General features: G+C 72.3%; 18 protein-coding genes. 9 read left to right on the plus strand and 9 right to left on the minus strand.

All coding sequences use genetic code 11. The features are described from left to right. Position 1: 1 nt before the first annotated feature. The 5 genes from G515_RS22135 to G515_RS0117285 form a co-directional block, all read right to left on the minus strand. Positions 2-1312: a ComEA family DNA-binding protein gene (locus G515_RS22135; protein ID WP_084653686.1), complete on the minus strand. Its 1311-nt coding sequence runs from the start codon at positions 1310-1312 to the stop codon at positions 2-4. Positions 1313-1453: 141 nt separating this feature from the next. Then, positions 1454-2311, minus strand: coding sequence for a DegV family protein (locus G515_RS0117270; RefSeq protein ID WP_036555931.1), 858 nt, complete (start codon positions 2309-2311; stop codon positions 1454-1456). Between the two features lie 10 nt (positions 2312-2321). Beyond that, the gene (locus G515_RS22140; protein ID WP_245565455.1) at positions 2322-2861 is read right to left on the minus strand and encodes a P-loop NTPase family protein; all 540 of its coding nucleotides are present in this window, start codon (positions 2859-2861) and stop codon (positions 2322-2324) included. A gap of 2 nt (positions 2862-2863) precedes the next feature. Next, entirely contained in the window at positions 2864-5356 is a 2493-nt protein-coding gene (gene leuS, locus G515_RS0117280) for a leucine--tRNA ligase (protein WP_028661154.1), read from the minus strand. 502 nt (positions 5357-5858) lie between these two features. Further along, the gene (locus tag G515_RS0117285; RefSeq protein WP_028661155.1) at positions 5859-7997 is read right to left on the minus strand and encodes a PhoX family protein; all 2139 of its coding nucleotides are present in this window, start codon (positions 7995-7997) and stop codon (positions 5859-5861) included. 190 nt (positions 7998-8187) lie between these two features. Here G515_RS0117285 and G515_RS22145 point away from each other — a divergent pair, with 190 nt between their 5' ends. The 4 genes from G515_RS22145 to nemA all read left to right on the plus strand — a co-directional run bounded on the left by G515_RS22145 (position 8188) and on the right by nemA (position 13027). Next, positions 8188-9753 (plus strand): MFS transporter, encoded by a 1566-nt coding sequence (locus G515_RS22145; protein ID WP_051218525.1) that lies wholly within the window; start codon positions 8188-8190, stop codon positions 9751-9753. Beyond that, positions 9753-10307, plus strand: coding sequence for a TetR/AcrR family transcriptional regulator (locus G515_RS23965; protein WP_028661156.1), 555 nt, complete (start codon positions 9753-9755; stop codon positions 10305-10307). Before G515_RS22145 ends, G515_RS23965 begins: the two co-directional genes overlap by 1 nt. A gap of 86 nt (positions 10308-10393) precedes the next feature. Next, complete coding sequence (locus tag G515_RS0117300) at positions 10394-11887, plus strand: SDR family NAD(P)-dependent oxidoreductase (protein WP_028661157.1); 1494 nt, start codon at positions 10394-10396, stop codon at positions 11885-11887. Between the two features lie 45 nt (positions 11888-11932). Beyond that, entirely contained in the window at positions 11933-13027 is a 1095-nt protein-coding gene (nemA, locus tag G515_RS0117305) for an N-ethylmaleimide reductase (RefSeq protein ID WP_028661158.1), read from the plus strand. Positions 13028-13035: 8 nt separating this feature from the next. Here nemA and G515_RS0117310 read toward each other — a convergent pair whose 3' ends face one another. Next, positions 13036-13815, minus strand: a complete 780-nt coding sequence (locus tag G515_RS0117310) for an MBL fold metallo-hydrolase (protein WP_028661159.1) — start codon at positions 13813-13815, stop codon at positions 13036-13038. A gap of 207 nt (positions 13816-14022) precedes the next feature. On the opposite strand from G515_RS0117310, the gene hutH reads away from it, so the two are divergent. Continuing rightward, the gene (gene hutH / locus G515_RS0117315) at positions 14023-15582 is read left to right on the plus strand and encodes a histidine ammonia-lyase (protein ID WP_036556220.1); all 1560 of its coding nucleotides are present in this window, start codon (positions 14023-14025) and stop codon (positions 15580-15582) included. A gap of 42 nt (positions 15583-15624) precedes the next feature. Further along, entirely contained in the window at positions 15625-16386 is a 762-nt protein-coding gene (locus G515_RS0117320) for an IclR family transcriptional regulator (RefSeq protein ID WP_036555933.1), read from the plus strand. A 50-nt stretch (positions 16387-16436) separates the two neighbouring features. Here G515_RS0117320 and hutI read toward each other — a convergent pair whose 3' ends face one another. Together hutI and G515_RS0117330 are read right to left on the minus strand one after the other, a co-directional pair. Beyond that, positions 16437-17603, minus strand: coding sequence for an imidazolonepropionase (gene hutI, locus G515_RS0117325; RefSeq protein ID WP_028661162.1), 1167 nt, complete (start codon positions 17601-17603; stop codon positions 16437-16439). Beyond that, entirely contained in the window at positions 17600-18784 is a 1185-nt protein-coding gene (locus G515_RS0117330) for an allantoate amidohydrolase (protein WP_028661163.1), read from the minus strand. The genes hutI and G515_RS0117330 overlap by 4 nt, the downstream gene beginning before the upstream one ends. Positions 18785-19054: 270 nt before the next feature. Here G515_RS0117330 and hutU point away from each other — a divergent pair, with 270 nt between their 5' ends. Together hutU and G515_RS0117340 are read left to right on the plus strand one after the other, a co-directional pair. Next, entirely contained in the window at positions 19055-20713 is a 1659-nt protein-coding gene (hutU, locus tag G515_RS0117335) for a urocanate hydratase (protein ID WP_028661164.1), read from the plus strand. Then, the gene (locus G515_RS0117340) at positions 20710-22068 is read left to right on the plus strand and encodes a formimidoylglutamate deiminase (RefSeq protein WP_028661165.1); all 1359 of its coding nucleotides are present in this window, start codon (positions 20710-20712) and stop codon (positions 22066-22068) included. The genes hutU and G515_RS0117340 overlap by 4 nt, the downstream gene beginning before the upstream one ends. Positions 22069-22100: 32 nt before the next feature. On the opposite strand, the gene G515_RS22150 is transcribed toward G515_RS0117340, so the two are convergent. Further along, complete coding sequence (locus tag G515_RS22150; RefSeq protein WP_036556225.1) at positions 22101-22586, minus strand: MarR family winged helix-turn-helix transcriptional regulator; 486 nt, start codon at positions 22584-22586, stop codon at positions 22101-22103. An 80-nt stretch (positions 22587-22666) separates the two neighbouring features. Here G515_RS22150 and G515_RS0117350 point away from each other — a divergent pair, with 80 nt between their 5' ends. Next, the gene (locus G515_RS0117350) at positions 22667-23566 is read left to right on the plus strand and encodes a dioxygenase family protein (protein WP_028661166.1); all 900 of its coding nucleotides are present in this window, start codon (positions 22667-22669) and stop codon (positions 23564-23566) included. The last annotated feature ends 11 nt before the right edge of the window (positions 23567-23577 follow it).

Raw genomic sequence — 23577 nt, forward strand, 5'->3', positions numbered from 1 at the left:
TTCACACCGTGACCAGCGGTGCCAGCTCGGCCAGAGTGACCTCACCGATGCCGTCAACCTCGATGAGCTCGTCGACCGAGGTGAACCCACCGTGCTCGGTGCGCCAGTCGAGGATCGACTGCCCGGTCACGGGACCGACACCGGGCAGGGCGTCGAGCTGGTCGAGCGTCGCGGTGTTGAGATCGACCGGTGCCGCCGGTGACTCGGGTGCACTGGCGGCGGGCACTTCACCCGGCACCTCCGTCTGCCCCGATGCTCCTGTCTGCCCCGGCACCCGGCCCAGCACGACCTGCTCGCCGTCGACCAGCGGACGGGCGAGGTTGAGAGTGCTCAGATCCTTGGCCCGTCTGGCCCCACCTGCCGCCCGCACCGCGTCGATGACCCTCGAACCCTGTGGCAGGCTCAGCACCCCTGGGCGGCGGACCCGACCCACGACGTGCACCAGCAACTCGGCGCCGATCGCCGGCGACGTCGGGGCCGATGTTTCGGACGTGTCGGACGGCTCAGACCGCCCGGATGTCTCGAACCGCACGGCCGTATCGGCCACCTCGGTCGGCTGAACCGGCTGCCCGGCCTGGTCTGGGGCATCCAACGGAACCAGCGGAGCGGCGCTCGTCGTCGGGGAGGCAGGGGGCAGCGGTGCGGCGGCATCCCTCACCACCCACCACGAGGTGACCAACAGCCCGGCGACCAGGACGAGCACGACCGCCGTGACCTGCCAGGGACCGAGCCGCACCCGGCCGCGCAGCGTCTCGGGGACGGACCCGATCGCCGACGCGGCAACCGTGTCGCCGACCCGACCGCGCCAGTCAAGCCGACGCCGCTCGGCATGGCGCCCCGGACTCGGGACCGGAGACGACACCGGAGCAGCCGGCGCCGCGCCGGCCACCGTCGGGCTCAGGTCGGTCTCCCGCCCCGCGCCGCCCCTGGCTCCACGCACGTCGTGGGCCAGGGGCCAGGGTCCGCGACCGGGCTCCTCGTCGAGGCCCGACTCCTCCCCGACCGGTCCAGGCAGCCCGGGCTCGCGGGTGTGCGCGCCCCACCACGCATCGGGGTCAGCTCGGGGACCACTGCCGGCGCGGCCACCGGGGTCCTCGCCGGCGTGAGCGGTGCCGCGGTCGGCCACCGCTCCGGGCAAGGCCGACCCCGGCAACGCCGACCCCGGCAACGCCGACCCCGGCAGCGTTGACCCGGGCGATGAGGCGCTGCGGTCGCCCCGATCGCTCTCCCACCCGGCCTCCCGCTCGGCTCGCACCTGGGCCAGGCGACGGTTGAGTGTCTCCAGATGCTCCGCCCGCTGACGACCTCTCATGCGCCGAGGCTAGGAGTGGCGCGCCGGGCCCGCCGCGGTGGCCGAGCACGCTGGGGAGGACGGCGTCCGGCGGCGACGCTGTGAACGCGGACCGGCCCGCAGCACCGCCCGGGCCCGAGTGGACGCCGGCCGGCCACCTCGTCACAGGGCCGGAGCCACCACCACACCGAGCATGCCTGGGCCGACGTGGGCACCCAGTGCCGCACCGATCTCCGCCACGTAGATGGCCTCGCCGGCCAACCCTCCGGCCAGCCGCTCGGCCAGGTGATCACCCAGCGAGCGGGCGCGCTCGGGTGCGGCCATGTGGGCGACGGTGAGTTCGATCTGCCCGGCCCCGGCCGCTTCCGCGGCGAGGTCCTCGAGCCGCGCGAGCGCCCGTGCCGACGTACGCACCCTCTCCTTGGGCACGACCAGACCGCCGTCGACGGCCAGCAGCGGCTTGACGGCGAGGGCGGAGCCCACCAGCGCCGCCGCTGCACCGATCCGCCCGCCTCGACGCAGGTGCTCGAGGGTGTCGACGTAGAAGAACGAGGTGGTCGCGTCCGCGCGCGCCAGCGCCGCGCGCACCGACTCCTCGGGGGTGCCGCCGTCGGCCAGGGCGACCGCGGCCGCGACCGCGGCGTATCCCTGGCACGGGCCGACCCCGCGCATGTCGAGCACGTGCACCGGGACCGCGGCACCGCGGGCCGCCAGCTGGGCGGACTCGACGGTGCCGGAGAGTTCGGCCGAGAGATGCACCGAGACGATCCGCTCGGCGCCCTCCTCGACCAGGCCCTGGTAGAACTCGCCGATGACCGCCGGAGCGGGCCGGGAGGTGCTCACCGGCCGACGGGCCCGCATCGCTGCCACCACGGCCCCCGGGGAGGCCTCCGCGGTCCCGTCGTCGAAGGACTCTCCGTCGATGACGACCTGCAGTGGCAGGATCGCGATGTGGTGCTTCTGCGCCACCTCCGGCGGCAGCATCGCGGCCGAGTCGGTGACGACGGCGATGTGTCCCATGGCTGGCACCCTACTCGGGACGCCGGGCCTGGGAACCCGTCGCGTGATCGAGCCAGGCCTGCGCGGCGGCGTGCGAGCGCAGGTGGACGAGCTCGACGTGCGGTGCGGTCGCGGCCAGCTGCGCCGGGACGTCGCGGTACTTGTGCCGGGTCCGCCAGGCCCACCGGATGATGTGCTCGTCATCGGTGAGGATCGTGCGCAACGGTCCTTCGCGATTGCCGTTCCACAGTTCGGTACGGCGCAGCCGGCGCTCGACGGTACGCCGGGTGACCTGCCACATCGTCCGCGCCGTGGGCAGGTCGAGCCAGACCAGCGTGGTCGCCCGGGCGAGCAGGACGGGTCTGGCGGTGTCGTACTGCCACTCGGTGACCCAGTCCTCGGTCGCGCTGAAGGAGGCTACGTCAGCTTCGAAACTCGGCCGCTTCGTCCAGTCGGGCCCGTGGAAGAGGGCGTCGAGCTCGACGTACGGCAGGCCCTGGCGCGACGCGATCCGTCGCGCCAGGGTGCTCTTTCCGCAGCCGGAGACACCGGCGACCAGGATCCGAGGCACGCTCAGACGACGATGTTGACCAGCTTGGGCTCACGCACGATCACCTTGCGGATCTGCGCTCCGTCCAGCGCCCGCTGCACTGCCGGGTCGGCCAGTGCGAGCTGCTCCAGATCGGCGGCGGAGACCGACGGGGAGACCTCGAGCCGCGCCTTCACCTTGCCCTTGATCTGGACGACGGCGGTGACGGCGTCCTCGACCAGCAGGGCCGGGTCGACGCTGGGCCACCCGGCGCGGGCGACGGTGGGCTGGTGGCCGAGCCGCTCCCACATCTCCTCGGCGGTGTACGGCGCCACCAGGCTCAGCAGGATCGCCACGGCCTCGGCCGCCTCGCGCACCGCCGGGTCGGCGGGGCCGCAGCCGGAGTCGATCGCCTTACGGGTGGCGTTGACCAGCTCCATGGTGCGCGCGACCACGACGTTGAACCGGTGGCCCTCGATGAGCTGCTCGGCCTCGGCGAGGGTCTTGTGCGTCGCCTTGCGCAGCGCCGGATCACCGTCCTGGACCGCCGCGCCGGGCTCGGAGGCGACGTCGCCGGCGAGCCGCCAGGCACGCTGCAGGAACTTCAGCGAGCCGCCGGGGCTCAGGTCGGCCCAGTCGATGTCGTCCTCGGGCGGGCCCGCGAAGACCAGGGTCAGCCGGACCGCGTCGACGCCGAACTCGTCGATCATCTCGCCGAGGTTGACGCCGTTGCCCAGGGACTTCGACATCGCCTTGCCGCCGTTGATCACCTGGCCCTGGTTGAGCAGGGCGGTGAACGGCTCGGTGAAGTCCAGCATCCCCAGGTCGTACAGGACCTTGGTGAAGAAGCGGGAGTAGAGCAGGTGCAGGATCGCGTGCTCCACGCCGCCGACGTACTGGTCGATCGGCCCCCACTCACGCAGCGCCTCCGCGTCGAACGGCGCACCCTCCTCATGAGGAGAGACATAGCGCAGGTAGTACCAGGAGGAGTCGACGAAGGTGTCCATGGTGTCGGAGTCGCGCTTGGCGGGCCCGCCACAGGTGGGGCAGTCGACGTTGACCCAGGACTCCGCGGCCGCCAGCGGCGAGACGCCCTTCGGCTTGAGGTCGGCCCCACGCAGGTCGTCTGGCAGCACCACCGGCAACTGGTCCTCCGGCACGGGTACCTCACCGCAGGTGTCGCAGTGGATGATCGGGATGGGGGCACCCCAGAACCGCTGCCGGGAGAGCAGCCAGTCGCGCAACCGGAAGTTGACGGTGCCGGTCCCGCGCCCGTCGGCCTCCAGCTGCTCGATGATCCGGTGGATGCCGGCCGCCTTGTCGTCCAGGCCGTCCAGGGCGCCGCTGTTGACGTACACGCCGTTGCCGGTGGTGGCGACCCAGCTCTGCTCGGGGTTCTCCTCGCCGGTGTCGACGACGCGTCGTACCGGGAGCCCGAACTCGCGGGCGAAGTCGAGGTCCCGCTGGTCGTGCGCCGGCACCGCCATGATCGCGCCGGTGCCGTAGTCGGCCAGCACGTAGTCGGAGGCCCACACCGGCATCTGCTCGCCGGTGAGGGGGTTGGTCGCGGTGACGCCCAGGTCGACGCCGGACTTGGGCCGGTCGCTGGCCAGACGGTCGATGTCGCTGGCCTTGCGCACCTCGGCCAGGTAGGTCTCCAGCGCGCCCCGCTGCTCCGGGGCCACGAGCTGGCCCGCGAGCGCGGCGTCGGCCGCGACGACCATGAAGGTGGCGCCGTACAGCGTGTCGGGGCGGGTGGTGAAGACCGTGACCCGCTCGGTCCCACCGGAACCGTCGGCGAGCGCGATGTCGAAGTCGACATGCGCACCCTCGGAGCGACCGATCCAGTTGCGCTGCATCGCCAGGACCCGCTCGGGCCAGGTGTCCGCCAGCGAGTCCATGTCGTCCAGCAATCGCTGGGCGTAGTCGGTGACCTTGAAGTACCACTGGTTCAGTTCGCGCTTGGTCACGACGGCACTGCAGCGCTCGCACAGACCGCCGACGACCTGCTCGTTGGCGAGCACGGTCTGGTCGTGGGGGCACCAGTTGACCGGGCTGTTCTTGCGGTAGGCGAGGCCGCGCTCGCGGAACTTCAAGAACAGCCACTGGGTCCAGCGGTAGTACTCCGGGTCTGAGGTGTGCAGCCGGCGGGACCAGTCGAAGGAGACGGCGTACCGGCGGAAGGACTCGGCCTGGGTCTCGATGTTGGCGTAGGTGTAGACCTTGGGGTGCTCGTCCCGCTTGATCGCGGCGTTCTCGGCGGGCAGCCCGAAGGAGTCCCAGCCGATCGGGTTGAGCACGTCGTAGCCACGCTGCCACCAGTAGCGGGCGATGATGTCGTGCAGGGCCATCACCTCGGCGTGGCCCATGTGGAGGTCGCCGCTGGGGTAGGGGAACATGGTGAGCGCGTAGCGCTTCTCCGCCCCGGCACGCTGCCCGGCCCGGAAGGGATCGATCTCCTCCCACACCGGGCGCCACTTGTCCTGCAGCGCGGCCGCGTCGTAGACCGCCTCACTCACACTCTGCTCCTGCGTCATCGTCGTCTGTGCTCTCTGGGCTCGGGTTGTCTCGGGTCTGCTTCCCGACATGAAAAAACCCCTCACTCAGGGAGGGGTCGCCGCGCTGTGCTGGTCAGCGCGGCCGCGGAAGAAGCAGGTTCATCGACTGCACCCGCCCAGCGTACTCCTTTCCTCCCCTCGCTCCCCCACCGAGTCCGACGTCCCTCGCCGTGTCCCACCCCCGCATCCCCAGGTGTGTCCGGCGCACAACCGATCTGGGCAGAAATGTAAAGACCGATCGACACTCCGTACCCGCAGGTACTTGAGAATTGATCGATTCCGGCGGGCCGTGTAACACTCGACGCCAGCGCCGCCGGTGTGGTGCGCTGCTGAGCGGAAACCCCCCCATTTCGCTCAGCGGAGGCTCGTGCCGGCGGCGTCCTCCATCTCCGGCCGAGGCCCCGACGGGCTCGACGAGACAGACAGGCCCGACCGACGTCCACGTCGGCCGAGCCTGTCGAGGAGCGGTGATTCCGGTGGCTCAGTCGGCCAGGTAGGACACCACCACGGACGGCCGCGGGAAGTCATCGGTGTGCGGCCAGGTGCTGTACGGCGAGGCGAAGGTCGAGTCGTCGCTCTCCCCCGGGTGCTGGACGGCGACGAACAGAGACCGGTCGTCGTCGGCGACGAGCGGGCCGCAGGCCTCCGCACCGCGGGGGACCGTCACCATCTGCTCGACCCGGCCCCGGTCGCGACCGCTGAGCGGGACCCGGAAGACGCCGTCGTTCGATCCCAGCACATTGCCGTCGGTGGAGATCCAGATGTTGCCCGCCTCGTCGAAGGCGACGTTGTCGGGGCAGCTGATCGGACTCACCTTCGACTTGTCGTAGCCGGCGAAGTAGGTCTCGGGGGCTTCCGGGTCACCGCACACCAGGAACAGGTCCCAGGTGAACCTGTCGGAGGCATGGTCACCCCGATGGGGGGTCATCTCGAGCACGTACCCGTTGCGGTTGCCACTGGCCGCCGTCAGCGGGGCGCCGAGCTGGGAGCGCACCATCGAGGAGGCCAGGGGGTTGGCCTCGTCGGGCTCCATCCCCGCCTGGCCGCGGTTGGAGTTGTTGGTCAGGGCCGCATAGACCTTGCCGTTCCACGGGTTCGGCTCGACGTCCTCGGGGCGATCCATCCGGGTCGGGGCGACCTTGTCAGCGGCGAGGCGGGTGAAGACCAGCACCTCTTCCAGGCTCATCCCGGGGACGTAGCTGCGCCGGTGGGTGGCCAGCCGGATCCACTCCCCCGTGCCGTCGTGGACGCCGTCCTCGGTGCCGTCACCGGTGAGCCGCGCGACGTACAGGGTGCCCTCGGTGAGGAGCAGCTTGTTGTGCCGGCGGGCCCAGGGGCTGTCCGAGGGGAGGTAGCGCTCCTGGGAGACGAACTTGTACAGGTAGTCCCCGCGCTCGTCGTCGCCCATGTAGGCCACCACGCGACGGTCGTCGTTGACGATCACATTGGCACCCTCGTGCTTGAACCGCCCCAGCATGGTGTGCTTCACCGGGGTCGAGTGCGGGTCGAGCGGATCGATCTCCACGACCCAGCCGAACCGGTGCGCCTCGTGCGGCTCGGTCGCCAGGTCGAACCGCGGGTCGCTGGCCGCCCAGTTGCGAGCGGCCCCGCCGGTCGCGGAGATCCCGTAGCGCGCGTACTCGGTGGCGTACTGGGCGGGGACTGTGCCGGTCGAGGAGGAGAAGTACTGGTTGAAGTTCTCCTCGCCGGAGAGCACCGTGCCCCAGGGCGTGGAGCCACCGGCACAGTTGTTGAAGGTGCCGAGCACGGTGCGCCCGCGCCGGTCGGCCGAGGTCCGCACCAGGTCGTGGCCGGCCACCGGGCCGGTGAAGGCGAACTCGGTGGCGTCGTGGAACCGCCGGTTGTGCCTGGTACGCCGGGGCGAGACCGGTCGCCACGAGCCCGGCGTACGGCCGCGCTCCAGGGTGACCACGGACATGCCGTGGCTGGCCATCGCGATCCGGCGGATGTCGTCCTCGGAGTAGGTGTCGGCGGGGAACATCAGTTCCTCGTTGGTGTACTCGTGATTGACGACCAGCAGGGCGCGAGTGCCGGGCCGGTCGCCGGAGTCCAGCGGGATCAGGCCGACGTAGTCGCAGTTGTAGCCGAACTGGGCGCGCGCCGACGCGACGCTCTGCCGGTGGGGGTCGAACTGGGTGGCACCCGGGACCACGGGGTCGCCCCATCGCATCACGACCTCCGACTCGAGCCCCTTCGGGACGGTGAAGGCGTCGCGGACGTTGGGCGCCACCGGCTCCACGTCCACCCGGCCGAGGCCACCGCCGCGCGAACCGTGACCGTTGCCGTGACCCGGGCCGCGACCCGGGCCGTGACCCGGGCCGGGACCATTGCCGTGACCCCTGCCGGGTCCCGCCACTGCCGGGCCGGCGATCAGGCCGGCCAGCACCAGGGCCCCGCCGCCGACGGCGGCACCCTTGACCAGGGAACGGCGCTGCAGCGCCGTGTTGACGACGTCGCGGACGTGCGGGTGCTCGGAGCGGTTGGGCTCCGGGTGATCACACGCGTTGCCGCACCGGTAGAAGCAGGTCGCATAACTGCGCGAGCCATGTCGGGTCACGGGGAACAGCGGCAGGGAGCGACGCTCGGGGGCGGTCGTCATCGGGGCCTCTCTCGTTGTATCGGGGATGGACCGGCACGGTCCGGTCCGTCCGGAAGGTAGGGGTCGCGATCGCAACGGATGCGAGCCCCGGATGACGACGGGGTGAACGTCTCTCGACCAACTGAGGACCGACCTCCCCTCGAGGTCGGTCCGATTGGAAACTGAACCGTCCAGTCAGTACAGTTTTGGGGTGACCGCACAGCCGACCCCGACCACCGCTCCCCCTGTACGCCGCCCGGCCCGGCGATGGGCCGGTCTCGCGGTGCTGGTCACCGCCGTACTGATGCTCGGCATCGATGCCACCGTGCTCGCCCTGGCGATCCCGGCGCTCAGCGCCGATCTCGCGCCCAGCGCCACCGAACTGCTGTGGATCGGCGACATCTACTCCTTCGCCGTCGCCGGTCTGCTGGTGACCATGGGCGCCCTCGCCGACCGGGTCGGCCGCAAACGGGTCCTGCTCGTGGGCGCCACCGGGTTCGGTCTCGCCTCGGCACTGGCCGCCTTCGCACCGACCGCCGAGACGCTGATCGCCGCCCGGTTCCTGCTCGGCGTCACCGGCGCCACCTTGATGCCCTCCACCCTCTCCCTGATCCGCAACCTCTTCCCCGAGCCCCGTGAGCGGACCCGCGCGATCGCGATCTGGTCGGCGGCGGCGTCCGCCGGAGTCGCACTCGGGCCACTGGTCGGCGGCGTACTCATCGAGCACTTCTGGTGGGGCGCGGTGTTCCTGATCAACGTCCCGGTCGTGATCGCGCTGGTGGTCGCCGGCTGGCTGCTGCTTCCTGAGTCGCGCGACCCCCGACCGGGGCCGTTCGACCTGGTCTCCTCCGCCCTGTCGATGCTCGCCGTGGTGCCACTGGTGTTCGCCGTCAAGCACGTCGCCGACGGCGGCGCCGACCTGCTCGCACTCACGACGGCCGCGGTCGGCGTCCTGGCGGGCTGGGCGTTCATCCGGCGCCAGCGCCGGCTGCCCTCGCCGATGATCGACGTCGCCCTGTTCCGTAACGCCGCCTTCTCGGGCGCCGTCCTGGCCACCCTGATCTCGGTGTTCGCGCTGAGCGGGCTGCTCTACTTCTTCTCCCAGTACCTCCAACTGGCGCGCGGGTTCACCCCGATCCAGGCCGGACTGGCCGAACTGCCCAGTACGCTCGCGTCCCTGGCGGCGATCGCCCTGGTCGGTCTCACCCTGCGCCGGTTCGGTCTGGGCCGCTCGATCGCGACCGGCCTGGCCCTCACGTCGCTGGGGCTGCTGCTGGTCGCGGCGACCGAAGGCGCTGAGAGCTATGTGTGGCTCGCCATGGCCCTGGTCCCGCTCGGTCTGGGCGTCGGGCTGACACTGACCCTGTGCACCGACGCCGTGGTCGGGACGGCCCCGGCGCACAAGGCCGGGGCGGCCTCGGCGATCTCGGAGACCGCCTATGAGTTGGGCGTCGCACTGGGCATCGCGGTCCTCGGGTCGCTACTGTCCGTGCTCTACCGCTCCGGGCTCGCCCTGCCCGCGGGACTGCCTGCCGAGACCGGTGATCAGGTCCGCGAGTCGCTGGCCTCCGCGGTCACCGTGCTCCCGCCGGACTCCGAACTCGTCCACACCGCCCAGGAGGCGTTCGTCCACGCCATGCAGACCACCGCCGTCATCGCCGCTCTGCTCGCCCTCGCCGGCGCAGTGATCGCGTGGCGCACCATCCCGCGCGTCGCCGCCGCTCCCGCCGGACACGATTCCACCCTCGAGCCGCAGCCGCTCGGGAGGGGTGCCTGATGGGCCGCGCCGCAGGACGTACGCCGGAGCAGACCCGCCGCCAACTGCTGGACGCCGCCGCCACCGCCGTACAGCGGCACGGACTCTCCGCCCCGCTCTCGGAGATCGCCAAGGCTGCCGGGGTGTCCAAGGGCGGCCTGATCTACCACTTCGCCAGCAAGGAGGACCTGCTGCACGCGCTCGCCGCGAACCTCCTGGAGGAGTTCCGCGAGGCGGTCCACCAGGCGATCGACCCGGCCGACCGTGCCCCGGGCCGGCTGGTCCGGGCCTACGTCCGTGCCTCGCTCGACGCCCCCGACGACGCCAGCACGGTGCGCGAGCGGATCACCCTCCAGGCGATGCTGATGACCGACCCGGCGATCGAGGAACTCTCCCGGGCCGACACCGAGCGCTGGGAGCGGGACCTGGCCGAGGACGGGCTGGCCCCCGGCCTGATCACCCTGATCGTCGCCGCCGCCGACGGCGCGTGTACGGCCACGCTGTGGGGCGCCGACATCCGTACCGAGGCCTACGAGGAGCTCGGCGAGCGCCTCATCGCGATGACACGGGAGTGAGGGCCGCATCCACCTTCGGGGACTCCGGCCACCCCATCGTTCGCGATCCTCGGTCCTGCTCCGCGGACTCATAGGATGCAGCCGCGATGACCATGACCGATGCGCCCGACCTAGCCGCGATCCCCGGGATCGATCCCGCGAAGCTCGCCATCACCCTGGAGGTGCTCGGTCAGCTGCCGGACCTGCCACCGGACCACCCCGATGTACGGACGGTGAAGCGGGCGGCGTCGTACGTGTACAAGCTGCTCAAGAAGAGCCGGCGAACCTCGATCCGCCGGGAGCGGCTCGACCACGACCGCGGGGTCACCGAGCGCACCGCCACCGGATCGGCGATGCGGATCGACGACGAGACCGCCGGGATCCCGCTCGTCTCGCAGGCGCCGGGCGCCTTCGCAGGGGAACTGCGCAAGCCGCGGGACTGCTACATCTGCAAGCAGGAATACACCCTCGTCGACGCGTTCTACCACTGGCTGTGTCCATCGTGCGCCGCGACCAGTCATGCCAAGCGCGACCAGGGCACCGACCTGACCGGCCGGCGGGCGCTGCTCACCGGCGGGCGCGCGAAGATCGGGATGCACATCGCTCTCCGGCTGCTGCGGGACGGCGCCGAGCTGACCATCACCACCCGGTTCCCGCGCGATGCCGCCCGCCGGTTCTCGGCGATGCCGGACAGCGCCGAGTGGTTGCACCGGCTGCGGATCGTGGGCATCGACCTGCGCGACCCGACCCAAGTTCTGGCGCTGGCCGACGAGGTGGCTGCCGGCGGCCCGCTCGACATCCTGATCAACAACGCCTGCCAGACCGTACGCCGCTCCCCCGGCGCCTACACCCACCTGCTGGAGGGCGAGTCGACCCCGCTCCCCGAGGGTGTCGCCCTGCCGGATCTGCTCACCTTCGACCGGATCAGCGAGGCCCACCCGGCGGCGCTGACCGGAGCTCTCCGGGAGGGCGGTGTCGCCGGTTCTCCTACCGCCCGGGACGCGGCCTCGCTGGCAGCCCTGGCTCTGACCGCAGGCAGCGCCTCCCTGGAGGCGCACCTGACCGGCACCGCTGTCGACGCCGGCGGCCTCCTCCCCGACGTGGCGACCTCCAACTCCTGGACCCAGGTGGTCGACGAGGTCGATCCGCTGGAACTCCTGGAGGTGCAGTTCTGCAATGCCGTCGCGCCCTTCCTGCTGGTCTCCCGACTCCGGCCGGCGATGCGGGCCGCGGTCCGGGCCGGCCGGTCCCGTGCCTACGTCGTCAACGTCTCGGCCATGGAGGGGCAGTTCGGCCGTCGCTACAAGGGGGCGGGCCACCCGCACACCAACATGGCCAAGGCTTCCCTCAACATGCTCACCCGCACCTCCGCCGGGGAGATGTTCGAGACCGACCGGATCCTGATGACCGCGGTCGACACCGGTTGGATCACCGACGAGCGCCCGCACCACGAGAAGCTCCGCATCGCCGCGGAGGGCTGGCACGCCCCGCTCGATCTGGTCGACGGAGCCGCCCGCGTCTACGACCCGATCGTGCGCGGCGAGGCCGGCGAGGACCTCTACGCCTGCTTCCTCAAGGACTTCGAGCCCAGCCCCTGGTGACCCCCCTTTGGCGTCCTGTCGGTGGCGGCTGCTTCACTGACGCCCATGCATGAGGCTCTCCTCCGCCCCCTCTCCCTGGGTGCCGTCGACGTCCGCAATCGGGTGTTCCTTGCTCCGCTGACCCGGATGCGCGCGACCGCGCCGGGCGACGTGCCCAACGATCTGATGCTGGACTACTACCTCCAGCGCGCCACGGCCGGGCTGGTCGTGACCGAGGCCGCCCAGATCTCCCCGCAGGGCAAGGGCTACATGGACACCCCCGGCATCTACTCCGAGGAGCAGGTGGCGGGCTGGCGCCGGATCACCGACGCGGTGCACGAGGCCGGGGGGCGGATCGCGATCCAGCTGTGGCACGTGGGTCGGGTCTCGCACGAGTCGTTCCACGAGGGCGCAGCGCCGGTCTCGGCCAGTGCCCTGCCTTACCGCAACCGCACCACCATCAAGGGCGAGGACGGCCGCCCCCAGCGGGCGGACTGCCCGACCCCGCGGGCCCTGGCCACCGATGAGCTCCCCGGCGTGATCGCCGACTACGCCCGCGCGACCCGGCTGGCCCGGGAGGCCGGCTTCGACCTGGTCGAGGTGCACGCCGCCCACGGCTACCTGCTGCACCAGTTCCTCAGTGCGGAGAGCAACCACCGCACCGACGGGTACGGCGGCGGACTCGCCGGGCGGGCCCGGCTGACCTGCGAGGTCGTCGACGCGTGCGTGGCCGCCTGGTCGGCCGACCGGGTCGGCGTACGCATCTCCCCGCAGGGTGTCTTCAACGGCCTCGACGACACCGCCGGCGAGCCGATGGGACTCCATCTGGCCGCCGAGTTCGCCCGCCGCGACCTCGCCTTCCTGCACCTCTCCGAGCCGGACTGGGTGGGCGGAGCCGAGTTGGACGAGGAGTTCCGCAAGCGGCTGCGCGAGGCGTTCCCGGGCCCGATCATCGCCGCCGGGGCCTACACCCCGGAGAAGGCCGACCCGTTGCTGGCCGCGGGGCTGATCGACGCGGCCGCCTTCGGCCGGTCCTTCCTCGCCAATCCGGACCTGCCGGCGCGGATCCGCACCGGGGCGCCACTGAACACCCCTGACAAGACCACCTTCTACGGCGGCGGCGCCGAGGGATACACCGACTATCCCTTCCTGGGCGGCTGACCGGGCTCCTACGACGGGAGGCTCGCCGACTCGCCCGGCCGCAGGTCGAGCAGTGCACAGTCCGGTGCCACCCGGGCCAAGGCCTTGGTGAACTCCTGGTGGGGGCGGTCCATCCAACCCTGCGGGCGCTCGCTCATGAAGGGCACGTGCAGGGTGCCCCAGTGCACCGCCAGGGCGTGCCGGGCACCGGTGAGCGCGACCGCCTCCGCCGCCTGGGCGCCGTCCATGTGCCCGCCGGAGAGTCGCGGCCCCCACCCCGAGATCGGCACGATCGCCAGGTCGAGTGGGCGTCCGAGCAGGTCCGGGATGGCCGCCATCTCGTCGTACAGGCTGGTGTCGCCGGCCGCCCACACGGTCACCGCGGGGGTCCGCACCAGATGCCCGTGCGCGTCGTTGGGCCGGTGCGGCATCGGTCGGTGGTGGTGGTCGGCACGGGTGAGACGCACCTCGACTCCGTCGCGGACCCGATGCCAGGGCTGGTCGGCCGGGCCGTCGTCGAGCCCGACCGCTCCGGCGATCCCGTGCCGCCGCAGCCAGGCCACGTTGCCGCTCCCCGTGAGGACCGGCACCCCGGGCAGTCGGCGTAGCGAGGCGAGCTCGGCATGGTCGTGGTGCAGGTGCGAGATCAGCACGGTCTCGGCTCCGCGCCAGCGCTCGGGATGGGGCAGGTCGGTACGCCGCCGCAGCGGACCGTTGTGCGCGCTCAGCAGGGGGTCGGTGATGAGCCGGACGCCGTCCAGGTCCAGTACGACGGTCGAGTGGCCCAGCCAGGTCAGCGAGATCCTCACCTCCCGACCATAGGCCGCCGCGCCGGCGTGGTGGATCCGGCACGCGTGCGTCTCCGGGACCGGGCTCCCTGCTTCCTCGTCGTGGTCTCGGGCGGGGCACCGGCGCGGCGCCGGCGTGACCCCGCCCACCGCGGGTGTCTGGCATCCCAGACGGAAGTGGGGGCTCGGATGCGGGTGAACTGGCGGGGAGACGAAACGATGAGCACCATGATCAAGGTGGCGACTCACTCAGCAATCCTGGAGGTCGGTGTCGAGGCGGTCTCCTTCGCCGATGTGTACGCCGTGGCGCGCGAAGGCGCCGGGGTGCGGCTCGGTGAGGCCGCCGAGGCCGCCATCGAGGAGGGCCGGCGGGTGGTCGACAGACTCGCCGGAGCGCCCACCCCGGCCTACGGCATCTCGACCGGCTTCGGCGCGCTCGCCACCCGCCACATCCCCGGCGAGATGCGCACCCAGCTCCAGCGCTCCCTGGTGCGCTCACACGCGGCCGGGTCCGGCCCGGAGGTGGAGCCCGAGGTGGTCCGGGCGCTGATGTTGCTCCGCCTCTCCACCCTGGCCACCGGCCACACCGGCATCCGGGTCGAGACCGCTCGGCTCCTCGCCGGGCTGCTCACCCACCATCTCACCCCGGTCGTGCGGGAGTACGGCTCGCTGGGCTGTTCGGGGGATCTGGCACCCCTGTCGCACTGCGCGCTCGCCCTGATCGGCGAGGGCGAGGTGCGCGACGCCGAGGGCCGGCTGGTGCCGGCCGCCGACGCGCTCGCCGCGGCCGGCCTCGCACCCGTCGAGCTCGTCGAGAAGGAGGGACTCGCCCTGATCAACGGCACCGACGGCATGCTCGGCATGCTGGTGCTGGCGATCGAGGACCTCCGCCGCCTGCTCCGTACCGCCGATGTCGCTGCCGCGATGAGCGTGGAGGGACAGCTCGGCACCGATCGGGTCTTCGCCGCCGATCTGCAGGCCCTGCGCCCCCATCCCGGGCAGGCCGCCTCCGCGGCCAACCTGGTCGCCCTGCTCGCCGACTCCGGCGTGGTCGCCTCCCACCGCGGGCCGGACTGCAACCGCGTCCAGGACGCCTACTCGCTGCGCTGCTCACCGCAGGTCCACGGCGCGGCCCGCGACACCGTTGAGTACGCCGCCGGCGTGGCCGGCCGCGAACTCGCTTCGGCGATCGACAACCCCGTCGTGATCGGCGACCGGGTCGAGTCGAACGGCAACTTCCACGGCGCCCCCGTGGCCTACGTGCTGGACTTCCTGGCCATCGCGACCGCCGACGTCGCCTCGATCTCGGAGCGGCGTACGGACCGGTTCCTCGACGTGGCCCGCAACCACGGTCTGCCGCCGTTCCTGGCCGACGACCCGGGGGTGGACAGCGGGCACATGATCGCGCAATACACCCAGGCCGGCATCGTCTCCGAGCTCAAGCGACTGGCGAACCCGGCCTCGGTGGACTCGATCCCGTCCAGCGCGATGCAGGAGGACCACGTCTCGATGGGTTGGGCCGCGGCCCGCAAGCTGCGGCGTTCGGTCGACGGCCTCACCCGGGTGATCGCCATCGAGATCCTCACCGCCGCCCGCGCCCTCGACCTGCGCGCCCCGTTGAGCCCGTCGCCGGCGACGGCCGCGGTGGTCACCGCGCTGCGCGAGGCCGGCATCGCCGGGCCGGGCCCGGACCGGCACCTCTCCCCCGAGATCGAGGCCACGGTGGCGCTGGTCGCCTCGGGCGAGGTGCTCCGGGCGGCCGAGTCGGTGCTCGGAGACCTGGCCTGATCCGGAACGAGCCCGGCCGGCGACGCCGCTAGGCTGGCCCGCATGGCGGAGGTACCCGCGGCGGCGCAGACCCTGGCGGTCCTGTCCTACCTCTCCCGCCAGGCCGCCCCGGTGCCGGCCGGACTCTTGGCCCAGGCTCTGGGGATCCCTCGTTCGACGACCTACCACCTGCTCGGGACCATGATCGAGGCCGGGTTCGTGGTGCACTACCCGGAGGACCGCGCATACGGGCTCGGGCTGGCCGCCTACGAACTCGGCACGGGCTATGCCCGCCAGGAGCCGCTGCAGCGGCTGGCGCGTCGTCCGCTGGCAGACCTGTCCGACCGCTGCCGCAACAGCGCGCACCTGTGCGTGCTCATGCAACGCGAGGTCGTCTACGTGATCGAGGAACGTGCCCCCGGCCGGCCGCTCCTGATCACCGACGTCGGGCTGCGGCTCCCCGCCCATGCGACCGCCTCGGGTCGCGCCATCCTGGCCGCCCTGCCCGCAGCCCAGGTCAGGGCGCTCTACCCGAGTGCCGACGCGTTCGCGGGCGGTGCACCGAACACCCCGAGCACCCCCTCGGAGCTGCGGCGGCGCCTCGTCGACGTACGCCGGGAGGGCGTCGCCCTGGAGCAGGGTGAGGTCACCGAGGGGTTGTCCTCGATGGCCCTGGCGGTGCTCGACACCCACGACTACCCCGTCGCGGCGGTCACCGTGACCTACCCCGAGGCGGAGACGAGCGGCGGACGCTTCGCCGAGATCCGCCACCACCTCGAGGCCACCGTCCGGCTGCTCACCCGCCGCGTCGCCGGCCGCACCTGACTGTGGCGCTTGGGGGCGCTGGGGGGCGCTCTGGGTCGCGGTGGCCTCCCTCAGCCGACGAGCGACCCGCCGAGGAAGGTGTCGCGCACGAGCATCACGCCGGGGCGGTAGGCCAGATGCAGGTACGACGGGGCGTCGAGCACGACCAGGTCCGCGCGGGCCCCGACGCGGAGGTGGCCGATGTCCTCGCGGCGCAGCGCCCTGGCGCCGCCGAGGGTGGCCGCGATCAGCGCCTCGGCCGGGCTGAGGTACATCTCCCGCACGCCGAGGGCGATCGCCAGGGGCATCGAGCTCGAGTACCCGGAGCCGGGGTTGCAGTCGGTGGCCAGCGCGACCGTGGCACCGGCGCGGAGGAAGCGACGGGCGTCGGGGTAGGGCGAGCGGGTGGAGAACTCGATGGTGGGGAGCAGGGTCGCCACCACGCCCGAGTCCGCCAGTGCGGAGAGATCGGCGGCGGTGGCGTAGGTGCAGTGGTCCGCGGAGGCGGCTCCGACCTCGCAGGCGACCTGGATGCCCTCGCCGTTCCCGAGTTGGTTGGCGTGCACCCGCGGCATCAGACCGGCCGCGAGCCCGGCACGGAGGATCCGCCGGGCCGAGTCGGCGTCGAAGGCGCCCCTCTCGCAGAAGACGTCGATCCAGCGTGCGTGCGGAGCGCACGCGGCCAGCATCGGACCGGTCACCAGGTCGAGGTAGGCGGCCGGGTCCTGGCGGGCCTCGGGCGGCACCACGTGCGCGCCCAGGAAGGTGGTCTCCGAGGTCGCCTCGCAGGCCAGCCGGAGGGACCGCTCCTCGTCGGCCACGTTCAGGCCGTAGCCGCTCTTGACCTCCACCGTCGTGGTGCCGTGCCGCTGCATCTCACGCACCAGCCGGTGCAGGTTGGCCCGGAGCTCGTCGTCGGTGGCGGCCCGGGTGGCCTCGACGGTGCGGGCGATCCCGCCGGCGGTGTAGGGCTCCCCCGTCATCCGGGCGGCGAACTCCTCGGCCCGGTCACCGGCGAAGACCAGGTGGGCGTGGGAATCCACGAACCCCGGGATCACCGCACCCCCGCCCGCGGAGTGGCGGCGGTCGGCCGCGGGTGCCTCGGCACGCGGTCCGGTCCAGGCGACCACGCCGTCGGAGACCACCAGCGCGGCGTCGTGGAGCAGGCCGAGCTCGCCCGGGTGCCGCGGGTCGAGCGTGACGAGTTCCCCGATGTCCTCGATCAGCAGGCTCCTCATCGGGTCAGCCTCTGCAGCGAATCGGCGAGGGCCTCGACACCGGCCAGGCAGTCCTCGGGGGCGGCGTACTCCGCAGGCGCGTGCGAGATGCCGGTGGGGTTGCGGACGAAGAGCATCGCGGTCGGGATCCCGGCCGCGGAGAGTACGCCGGCGTCGTGTCCGGCCATCGTCGCGATCGCCGGCCAGGAACCGCCGTCCGAACGGCGTGAGACCTCGGCGGTCAGCGCCTCCTCGAAGCGGACCTCCGGCGACTCCGACTCCGCGGTCACGTCCACGCTGGTGCCATGGCCGGTCGCCTGCTCGCTCGCCGACGAGCCGATCTGGGAGACCACCGAGCGGAGGGCCTCCTCCGAACCGGCCCTGGCATCGAGCCAGGCCGTCACGCGCTCGGGTACGGCGTTGGTGCCGTTGGGGCTGACCTCGAGCCGGCCGAAGGTGGCCCGGTCGCCGGTCTCCAGCGCGATCCGGGCGGCCTCGAGGGCGGTGCCGGCGAAGGTGAGCATCGGGTCGCGCCGGTCGCCCATCCGGGTGGTCCCGGCATGGTTCGCCTCACCGCGGAAGTCGAACCGGTAGCGGCCATGCGGCCAGATCATGGTGGCCACGCCGACCGGCACCTCCCGGTGGACCAGGTCGCGGCCCTGCTCGACGTGCAGCTCGACGAAGCTCCCGACACCCTCCACCAGGGTCGAACGGGCACCGCCGGCCACCACGTCACCGAAGGCCACCCCGTCGCGGTCCCGCAGCTCGCGGGCGCTCTCCCAGCTCATCGAGCCGGTGGCGAGGCGGGAGCCGAGGCAGGCGATCCCGAAGCGGGACCCCTCCTCCTCCACGAACACGCCGATCCCCAGGGGCACCGCGGGCACGTGCCCGCGCTCGCGCAGCGCATCCACCGCGGCCAGCGCGGAGACGACGCCCAGCGGGCCGTCGTACCCACCGCCCTCGACCACCGAGTCGAGATGCGAGCCGGTGAGGACGGCGTCCCCGGCCGCCCCCTCGGGACGCCACCAGGCGACCAGGTTGCCGTACGGGTCCTCCTCGACGGTGAGATCGCGCGCGGCGCACTCCTGCCGAAACCAGGCGACCGTCTCGCGCTCCGCGGAGGTGAAGGGCTGACGTCGGTAGCCCCCGGTGCGCACCCGCCCCACCGGCGCGAGTTCGCGCCACATCGATTCGAAGTCCACCCTGCTCCCTCACTGCCGCACGGTCGGTGTGTTCCGACGGATCCCGCTCCGGTCGCGGGTCTCCGATGTCCATTCCAGTGCCTACCGGTCCCCGTCGTCCACGACGGCCGCGACCCGACAGTCTGTGATCCCAGACAGCATCACGCTCTCCCCCGTCCCCGCCGAGTGCTCGATGGCCGTGCAATGGAGGAGCAGCCCAGCAGCATCGAGGGCTACCCACCGCCGCCCGGCCCGCGGCCGGACGTCCCCAGCACAGACCAGGAGACCACCATGGAAGGCGCTCGCCCCGTCCGTGCCCCGCGCGGCACCGGCCTCACCGCCCGCAGCTGGCAGACCGAGGCTCCGCTCCGGATGCTGATGAACAACCTCGACCCGGAGAACGCCGAGCGGCCCGACGACCTGGTCGTGTACGGCGGCACCGGCCGTGCGGCCCGCAACTGGGCGAGCTACGACGCGATCGTGCGCACCCTCACGGACCTGCGCGAGGACGAGACCCTGCTGGTGCAGTCAGGCAAGCCCGTCGGCGTACTCCAGACCCATGAGTGGGCCCCACGGGTCCTGCTCGCCAACTCCAACCTGGTCGGCGACTGGGCGACCTGGCCCGAGTTCCGCCGGCTCGAGCAGGCCGGGCTGACCATGTACGGGCAGATGACCGCCGGCTCCTGGATCTACATCGGCACCCAGGGCATCGTGCAGGGCACCTACGAGACCTTCGCGGCGGTCGCGGACAAGCGTTTCGGCGGCACCCTGGCCGGCACCCTCACCCTGACCGCCGGCTGCGGCGGCATGGGCGGCGCCCAGCCGCTCGCGGTCACCCTCAACGGCGGCGTCTGCCTCATCGTGGACGTGGACGAGACCCGGCTGCGGCGCCGGGCCGAGCACCGCTACCTCGACGAGATCGCGACCGACCTGGACGACGCCGTCCGACGCGCGCTCGCCGCCAAGGCCGAGCGTCGGGCGGTCTCGGTCGGCGTGGTCGGCAATGCCGCCGAGGTCTTCCCCGAACTGCTCCGGCGCGGGGTCGCCGTCGACATCGTCACCGACCAGACCAGCGCCCACGACCCGCTGTCCTACCTGCCGCTCGGCGTCTCGGTCGAGGACTGGCACGCACTCGCCGACAAGGACCCCGACGACTTCACCGAGCGCGCCCAGGCCTCGATGGCGACCCACGTGCAGGCGATGGTGGAGTTCCAGGACGCCGGTGCCGAGGTCTTCGACTACGGCAACTCGATCCGCGACGAGGCCCGCAAGGGCGGCTACGAGCGGGCCTTCGAGTTCCCGGGTTTCGTGCCGGCCTACATCCGGCCGCTGTTCTGCGAGGGCAGGGGCCCGTTCCGCTGGGCCGCACTCTCCGGCGACCCGAAGGACATCCACGAGACCGACCGGGCGATCATGGACCTCTTCCCCGAGCACGACCGGCTCCAGCGCTGGATGCGGGGGGCCCGGGAGCGGATCGCCTTCCAGGGCCTGCCCGCCCGGATCTGTTGGCTGGGCTACGGCGAACGGGACAAGGCCGGCGCGCTGTTCAACGACCTGGTCGCCTCCGGCCGGGTCTCGGCACCGATCGTGATCGGCCGTGACCACCTCGACTGCGGGTCGGTCGCCTCGCCGTACCGCGAGACCGAGGCGATGCTGGACGGCTCCGACGCGATCGCCGACTGGCCGCTGCTCAACGCGCTGACCGCAGCGTCCTCCGGTGCCACCTGGGTCTCCCTGCACCACGGCGGCGGAGTCGGGATGGGCCGCTCGATCCACGCCGGTCAGGTCAGCGTCGCCGACGGCACCGAGCTGGCCGCGCAGAAGCTCGCCCGGGTGCTCACCAACGATCCCGCGATGGGAGTCATCCGACACGTCGACGCCGGCTACCCCGAAGCCGCGGAGGTCGCGGCCAGGAGCGGCGTCCGCATCCCGATGCAGGAGCAGGGGTGACCTCGGGGACCACCCGGTACTTCGCCGACCACGCCTGGCTCGGCCCCCTCGGCGAGGGTGACGGGCTTGCTCGTGACGTCCTCATCGAGGTGACCGGCGACCGGTTCACCGCGGTACGCCCGGATGCCGTCCGTCCTCCCGACGCGGTCCAGCTCGCCGGCCTGACCCTGCCCGGACTGGCCAACGCACACTCGCACGCCTTCCATCGGGCGCTGCGCGGCCGCACCCACCGGGGCGGCGGCACCTTCTGGACCTGGCGCGAGGACATGTACGCGCTCGCCGAGCGCCTCACCCCGGACAGCTACCTGGCGCTGGCCCGTGCGACGTACGCCGAGATGGCCCTGGCCGGGATCTCCTGTGTCGGGGAGTTCCACTACCTGCATCATGCGCCGGGGGGCCATCGCTACGCCGACCCGAACGCGATGACCGACGCCCTGGTCACCGCCGCGGCCGAGGCCGGCATCCGGATCACTCTGCTCGACACCTGCTACCTCACCGGTGGGCCGGATCGGCCGTTGGCCGGGCCGCAGTTGCGCTTCGGGGACGGCGACGCGGACTCCTGGGCGGCCCGGGCCGCGGCGTACCGGACGCCGGACCACGCCCGGCTGGGCGCCGCGATCCACTCCGTGCGCGCCGTACCGGCGGACCAGTTGGGCACCGTCGCGGACTGGGCCAGGGAGCGGGAGGCCCCGCTGCACGTCCACCTGTCCGAGCAGCGCGCGGAGAACGAGGCGTGTCTCGCGGCCCACGGCTGCACGCCCACCGAACTGCTCGACCGGCGCGGTGCCCTGGGTCCGCGCACCACCGCCGTGCACGCCACCCATCTGACCGAGGCGGACATCGCGCGGCTGGGCTCCTCGCGGACCTCGGTCTGTCTCACCCCGACGACCGAGCGCGACCTCGCCGACGGCATCGGGCCCGCCCCGGAGCTGGCCCGGGCCGGGTCGCCGCTCACGCTGGGCAGCGACAGCAACGCGGTGATCGACCTGCTCGAGGAGGCGCGGGCGCTCGAGCTCGACGAGCGGCTCCGTTCCGAGACCCGGGGCCACTGGGCCGCCGCAGACCTGCTCGCCGCGGCCACCGCCGCCGGCCACGCCTCGCTCGGCTGGCCGGACGCCGGACGGATCGCCCCTGGAGCCCTGGCCGACCTCACGACGCTCTCTCTCGACTCGGTCCGCCTGGCCGGCTGGCAGCCCCGGACCCTGCTGGAGTCGGCCGTCTTCGCCGCCGCCTCCGCGGACGTCTCCGACGTGGTCGTGGGTGGACGGATCATCGTCGCCGAGGGCCGCCACCGGCTCCTCGGCGATGTCGCCGGCGAGCTCCATCGCGCGATCACCGGCCCCGCACGGACGTGAGTCTCAGCGCGGCCCATCGGCCACGCTGAGACTCACGACTCCCGCAGGTTCGCCGCGAACCGACGGTCGGGATCGATCCTCCCCAGGATCGCCTCGGCGATCCCGGCGAGCTGGTCGATCTGGGCCGGAGTCAGGGCGTCGACGACGTGCCGGCGTACCTGCGCGACGTGGCCCGGTGCGGTCTCCCGGATCTTCGTCCAGCCCTCCTCGGTCAGTGCCACGTCGGTGGCGCGGGCGTCCCCCGGTGCCGCCGAACGCCGCACCAGGCCCCGGTCGCTCAGCTTGCGGACCACATGCGAGAGGCGAGGCAGGGTGGCATTGGTCTGGGCCGCCAGCGCCGACATCCGGAGCGCACCCTCGGGCGACTCGGAGAGCATCGCCAACACGAAGTACTCGAAGTGGGTGAGCCCCGCGTCCCTGCGCAACTGGGCGTCCAGGACGCCGGGGAGCAGTTCCAGGACCGCGGCGAGGCGGACCCACGCCGCCCGCTCGTGATCATCGAGCCACCGCACGTCCATGACCACCTCCACATAGTTGTCGCTGCAACTTTCTTGGCCTATCCTGATAGTTGTATCAACAACTTATCCCGGAGGGCCACATGACCTCGCGCACCGACCTGACCAGGGCTGCCGACTCGCTCATCCCGGCCGAGCACCCGTTCGCCGCCCACCTGCGCACCGCGGCGGCGGCCCGGGCCGCGCGGCCGCACGCGCCGTGGACCCCGGCCGACGGCCCCCTGCCCAGCCTCTACCTGAGTCACGGCGCCCCGATGCTCTTCGAGATGACCGACTGGATGACCCAGCTGCACGACTGGGCTCGCGCGCTGCCCCGGCCCCGGGCGGTCCTGATCGTCTCGGCCCATTGGGAGTCGGCTCCGCTCAGCCTCAGCACCACCCTGCCCGAGCAGCTGGTCTACGACTTCGGTGGATTCCATCCGATGTACTACCGGATGCGCTACGACACCCCCGCCGCCACCGAGCTGGCGGCCCAGGTCAGCTCGCTGATGCCGGATGCCGAGCCCGTGCACCAGCACAGCTCCCGCGGACTCGACCACGGTGCCTGGGTGCCGTTGAAGATCATGTACCCCGAAGCCGACATCCCGGTGCTCCAGCTGAGCATGCCCACCCACGACCCCGCGCGACTGCTCGACCTCGGCCGGCGACTCCGGACGCTGCGCGAGTCGGGTGTGCTCGTCATCGGCTCGGGCTACATGACGCACGGACTGCCCTTCATCGACTGGTCCACGCCCGACGTCGTCCCCGGCTGGTCCTCCGACTTCGACCTCTGGGCGGCGGAGTCGCTCGGGCGCGGTGACGTCGACGAGCTCGCCGACTTCCGGCACAAGGCACCCGGGATGCCCTATGCCCACCCGACGGTGGAGCACTTCACCCCGCTGTTCATCACCCTCGGCGCAGCCGCCGATCCCAGCGCTCCCCCGCGCACCGTGATCGACGGCTACGCCATCGGGCTGGCCAAGAGGTCCTTCGAGACGCTCTGAGCCCCGGTCAG

The sequence above is a fragment of the Nocardioides insulae DSM 17944 genome, from assembly GCF_000422825.1.
Lineage (GTDB): Bacteria > Actinomycetota > Actinomycetes > Propionibacteriales > Nocardioidaceae > Nocardioides > Nocardioides insulae.

Excerpts from the sequence above, each read along its gene's own strand:
- G515_RS22135 (WP_084653686.1), bottom strand. The coding sequence starts at position 1,312 with ATGAGAGGTCGTCAGCGGGCGGAGCATCTGGAGACACTCAACCGTCGC.
- G515_RS0117270 (WP_036555931.1), bottom strand. The coding sequence starts at position 2,311 with ATGGGACACATCGCCGTCGTCACCGACTCGGCCGCGATGCTGCCGCCG.
- leuS (WP_028661154.1), bottom strand. The coding sequence starts at position 5,356 with ATGACGCAGGAGCAGAGTGTGAGTGAGGCGGTCTACGACGCGGCCGCG.
- G515_RS0117285 (WP_028661155.1), bottom strand. The coding sequence starts at position 7,997 with ATGACGACCGCCCCCGAGCGTCGCTCCCTGCCGCTGTTCCCCGTGACC.
- G515_RS23965 (WP_028661156.1), top strand. The coding sequence starts at position 9,753 with ATGGGCCGCGCCGCAGGACGTACGCCGGAGCAGACCCGCCGCCAACTG.
- G515_RS0117300 (WP_028661157.1), top strand. The coding sequence starts at position 10,394 with ATGACCATGACCGATGCGCCCGACCTAGCCGCGATCCCCGGGATCGAT.
- nemA (WP_028661158.1), top strand. The coding sequence starts at position 11,933 with ATGCATGAGGCTCTCCTCCGCCCCCTCTCCCTGGGTGCCGTCGACGTC.
- hutH (WP_036556220.1), top strand. The coding sequence starts at position 14,023 with ATGATCAAGGTGGCGACTCACTCAGCAATCCTGGAGGTCGGTGTCGAG.
- G515_RS0117320 (WP_036555933.1), top strand. The coding sequence starts at position 15,625 with ATGGCGGAGGTACCCGCGGCGGCGCAGACCCTGGCGGTCCTGTCCTAC.
- hutI (WP_028661162.1), bottom strand. The coding sequence starts at position 17,603 with ATGAGGAGCCTGCTGATCGAGGACATCGGGGAACTCGTCACGCTCGAC.
- hutU (WP_028661164.1), top strand. The coding sequence starts at position 19,055 with ATGGAAGGCGCTCGCCCCGTCCGTGCCCCGCGCGGCACCGGCCTCACC.
- G515_RS22150 (WP_036556225.1), bottom strand. The coding sequence starts at position 22,586 with ATGGACGTGCGGTGGCTCGATGATCACGAGCGGGCGGCGTGGGTCCGC.
- G515_RS0117350 (WP_028661166.1), top strand. The coding sequence starts at position 22,667 with ATGACCTCGCGCACCGACCTGACCAGGGCTGCCGACTCGCTCATCCCG.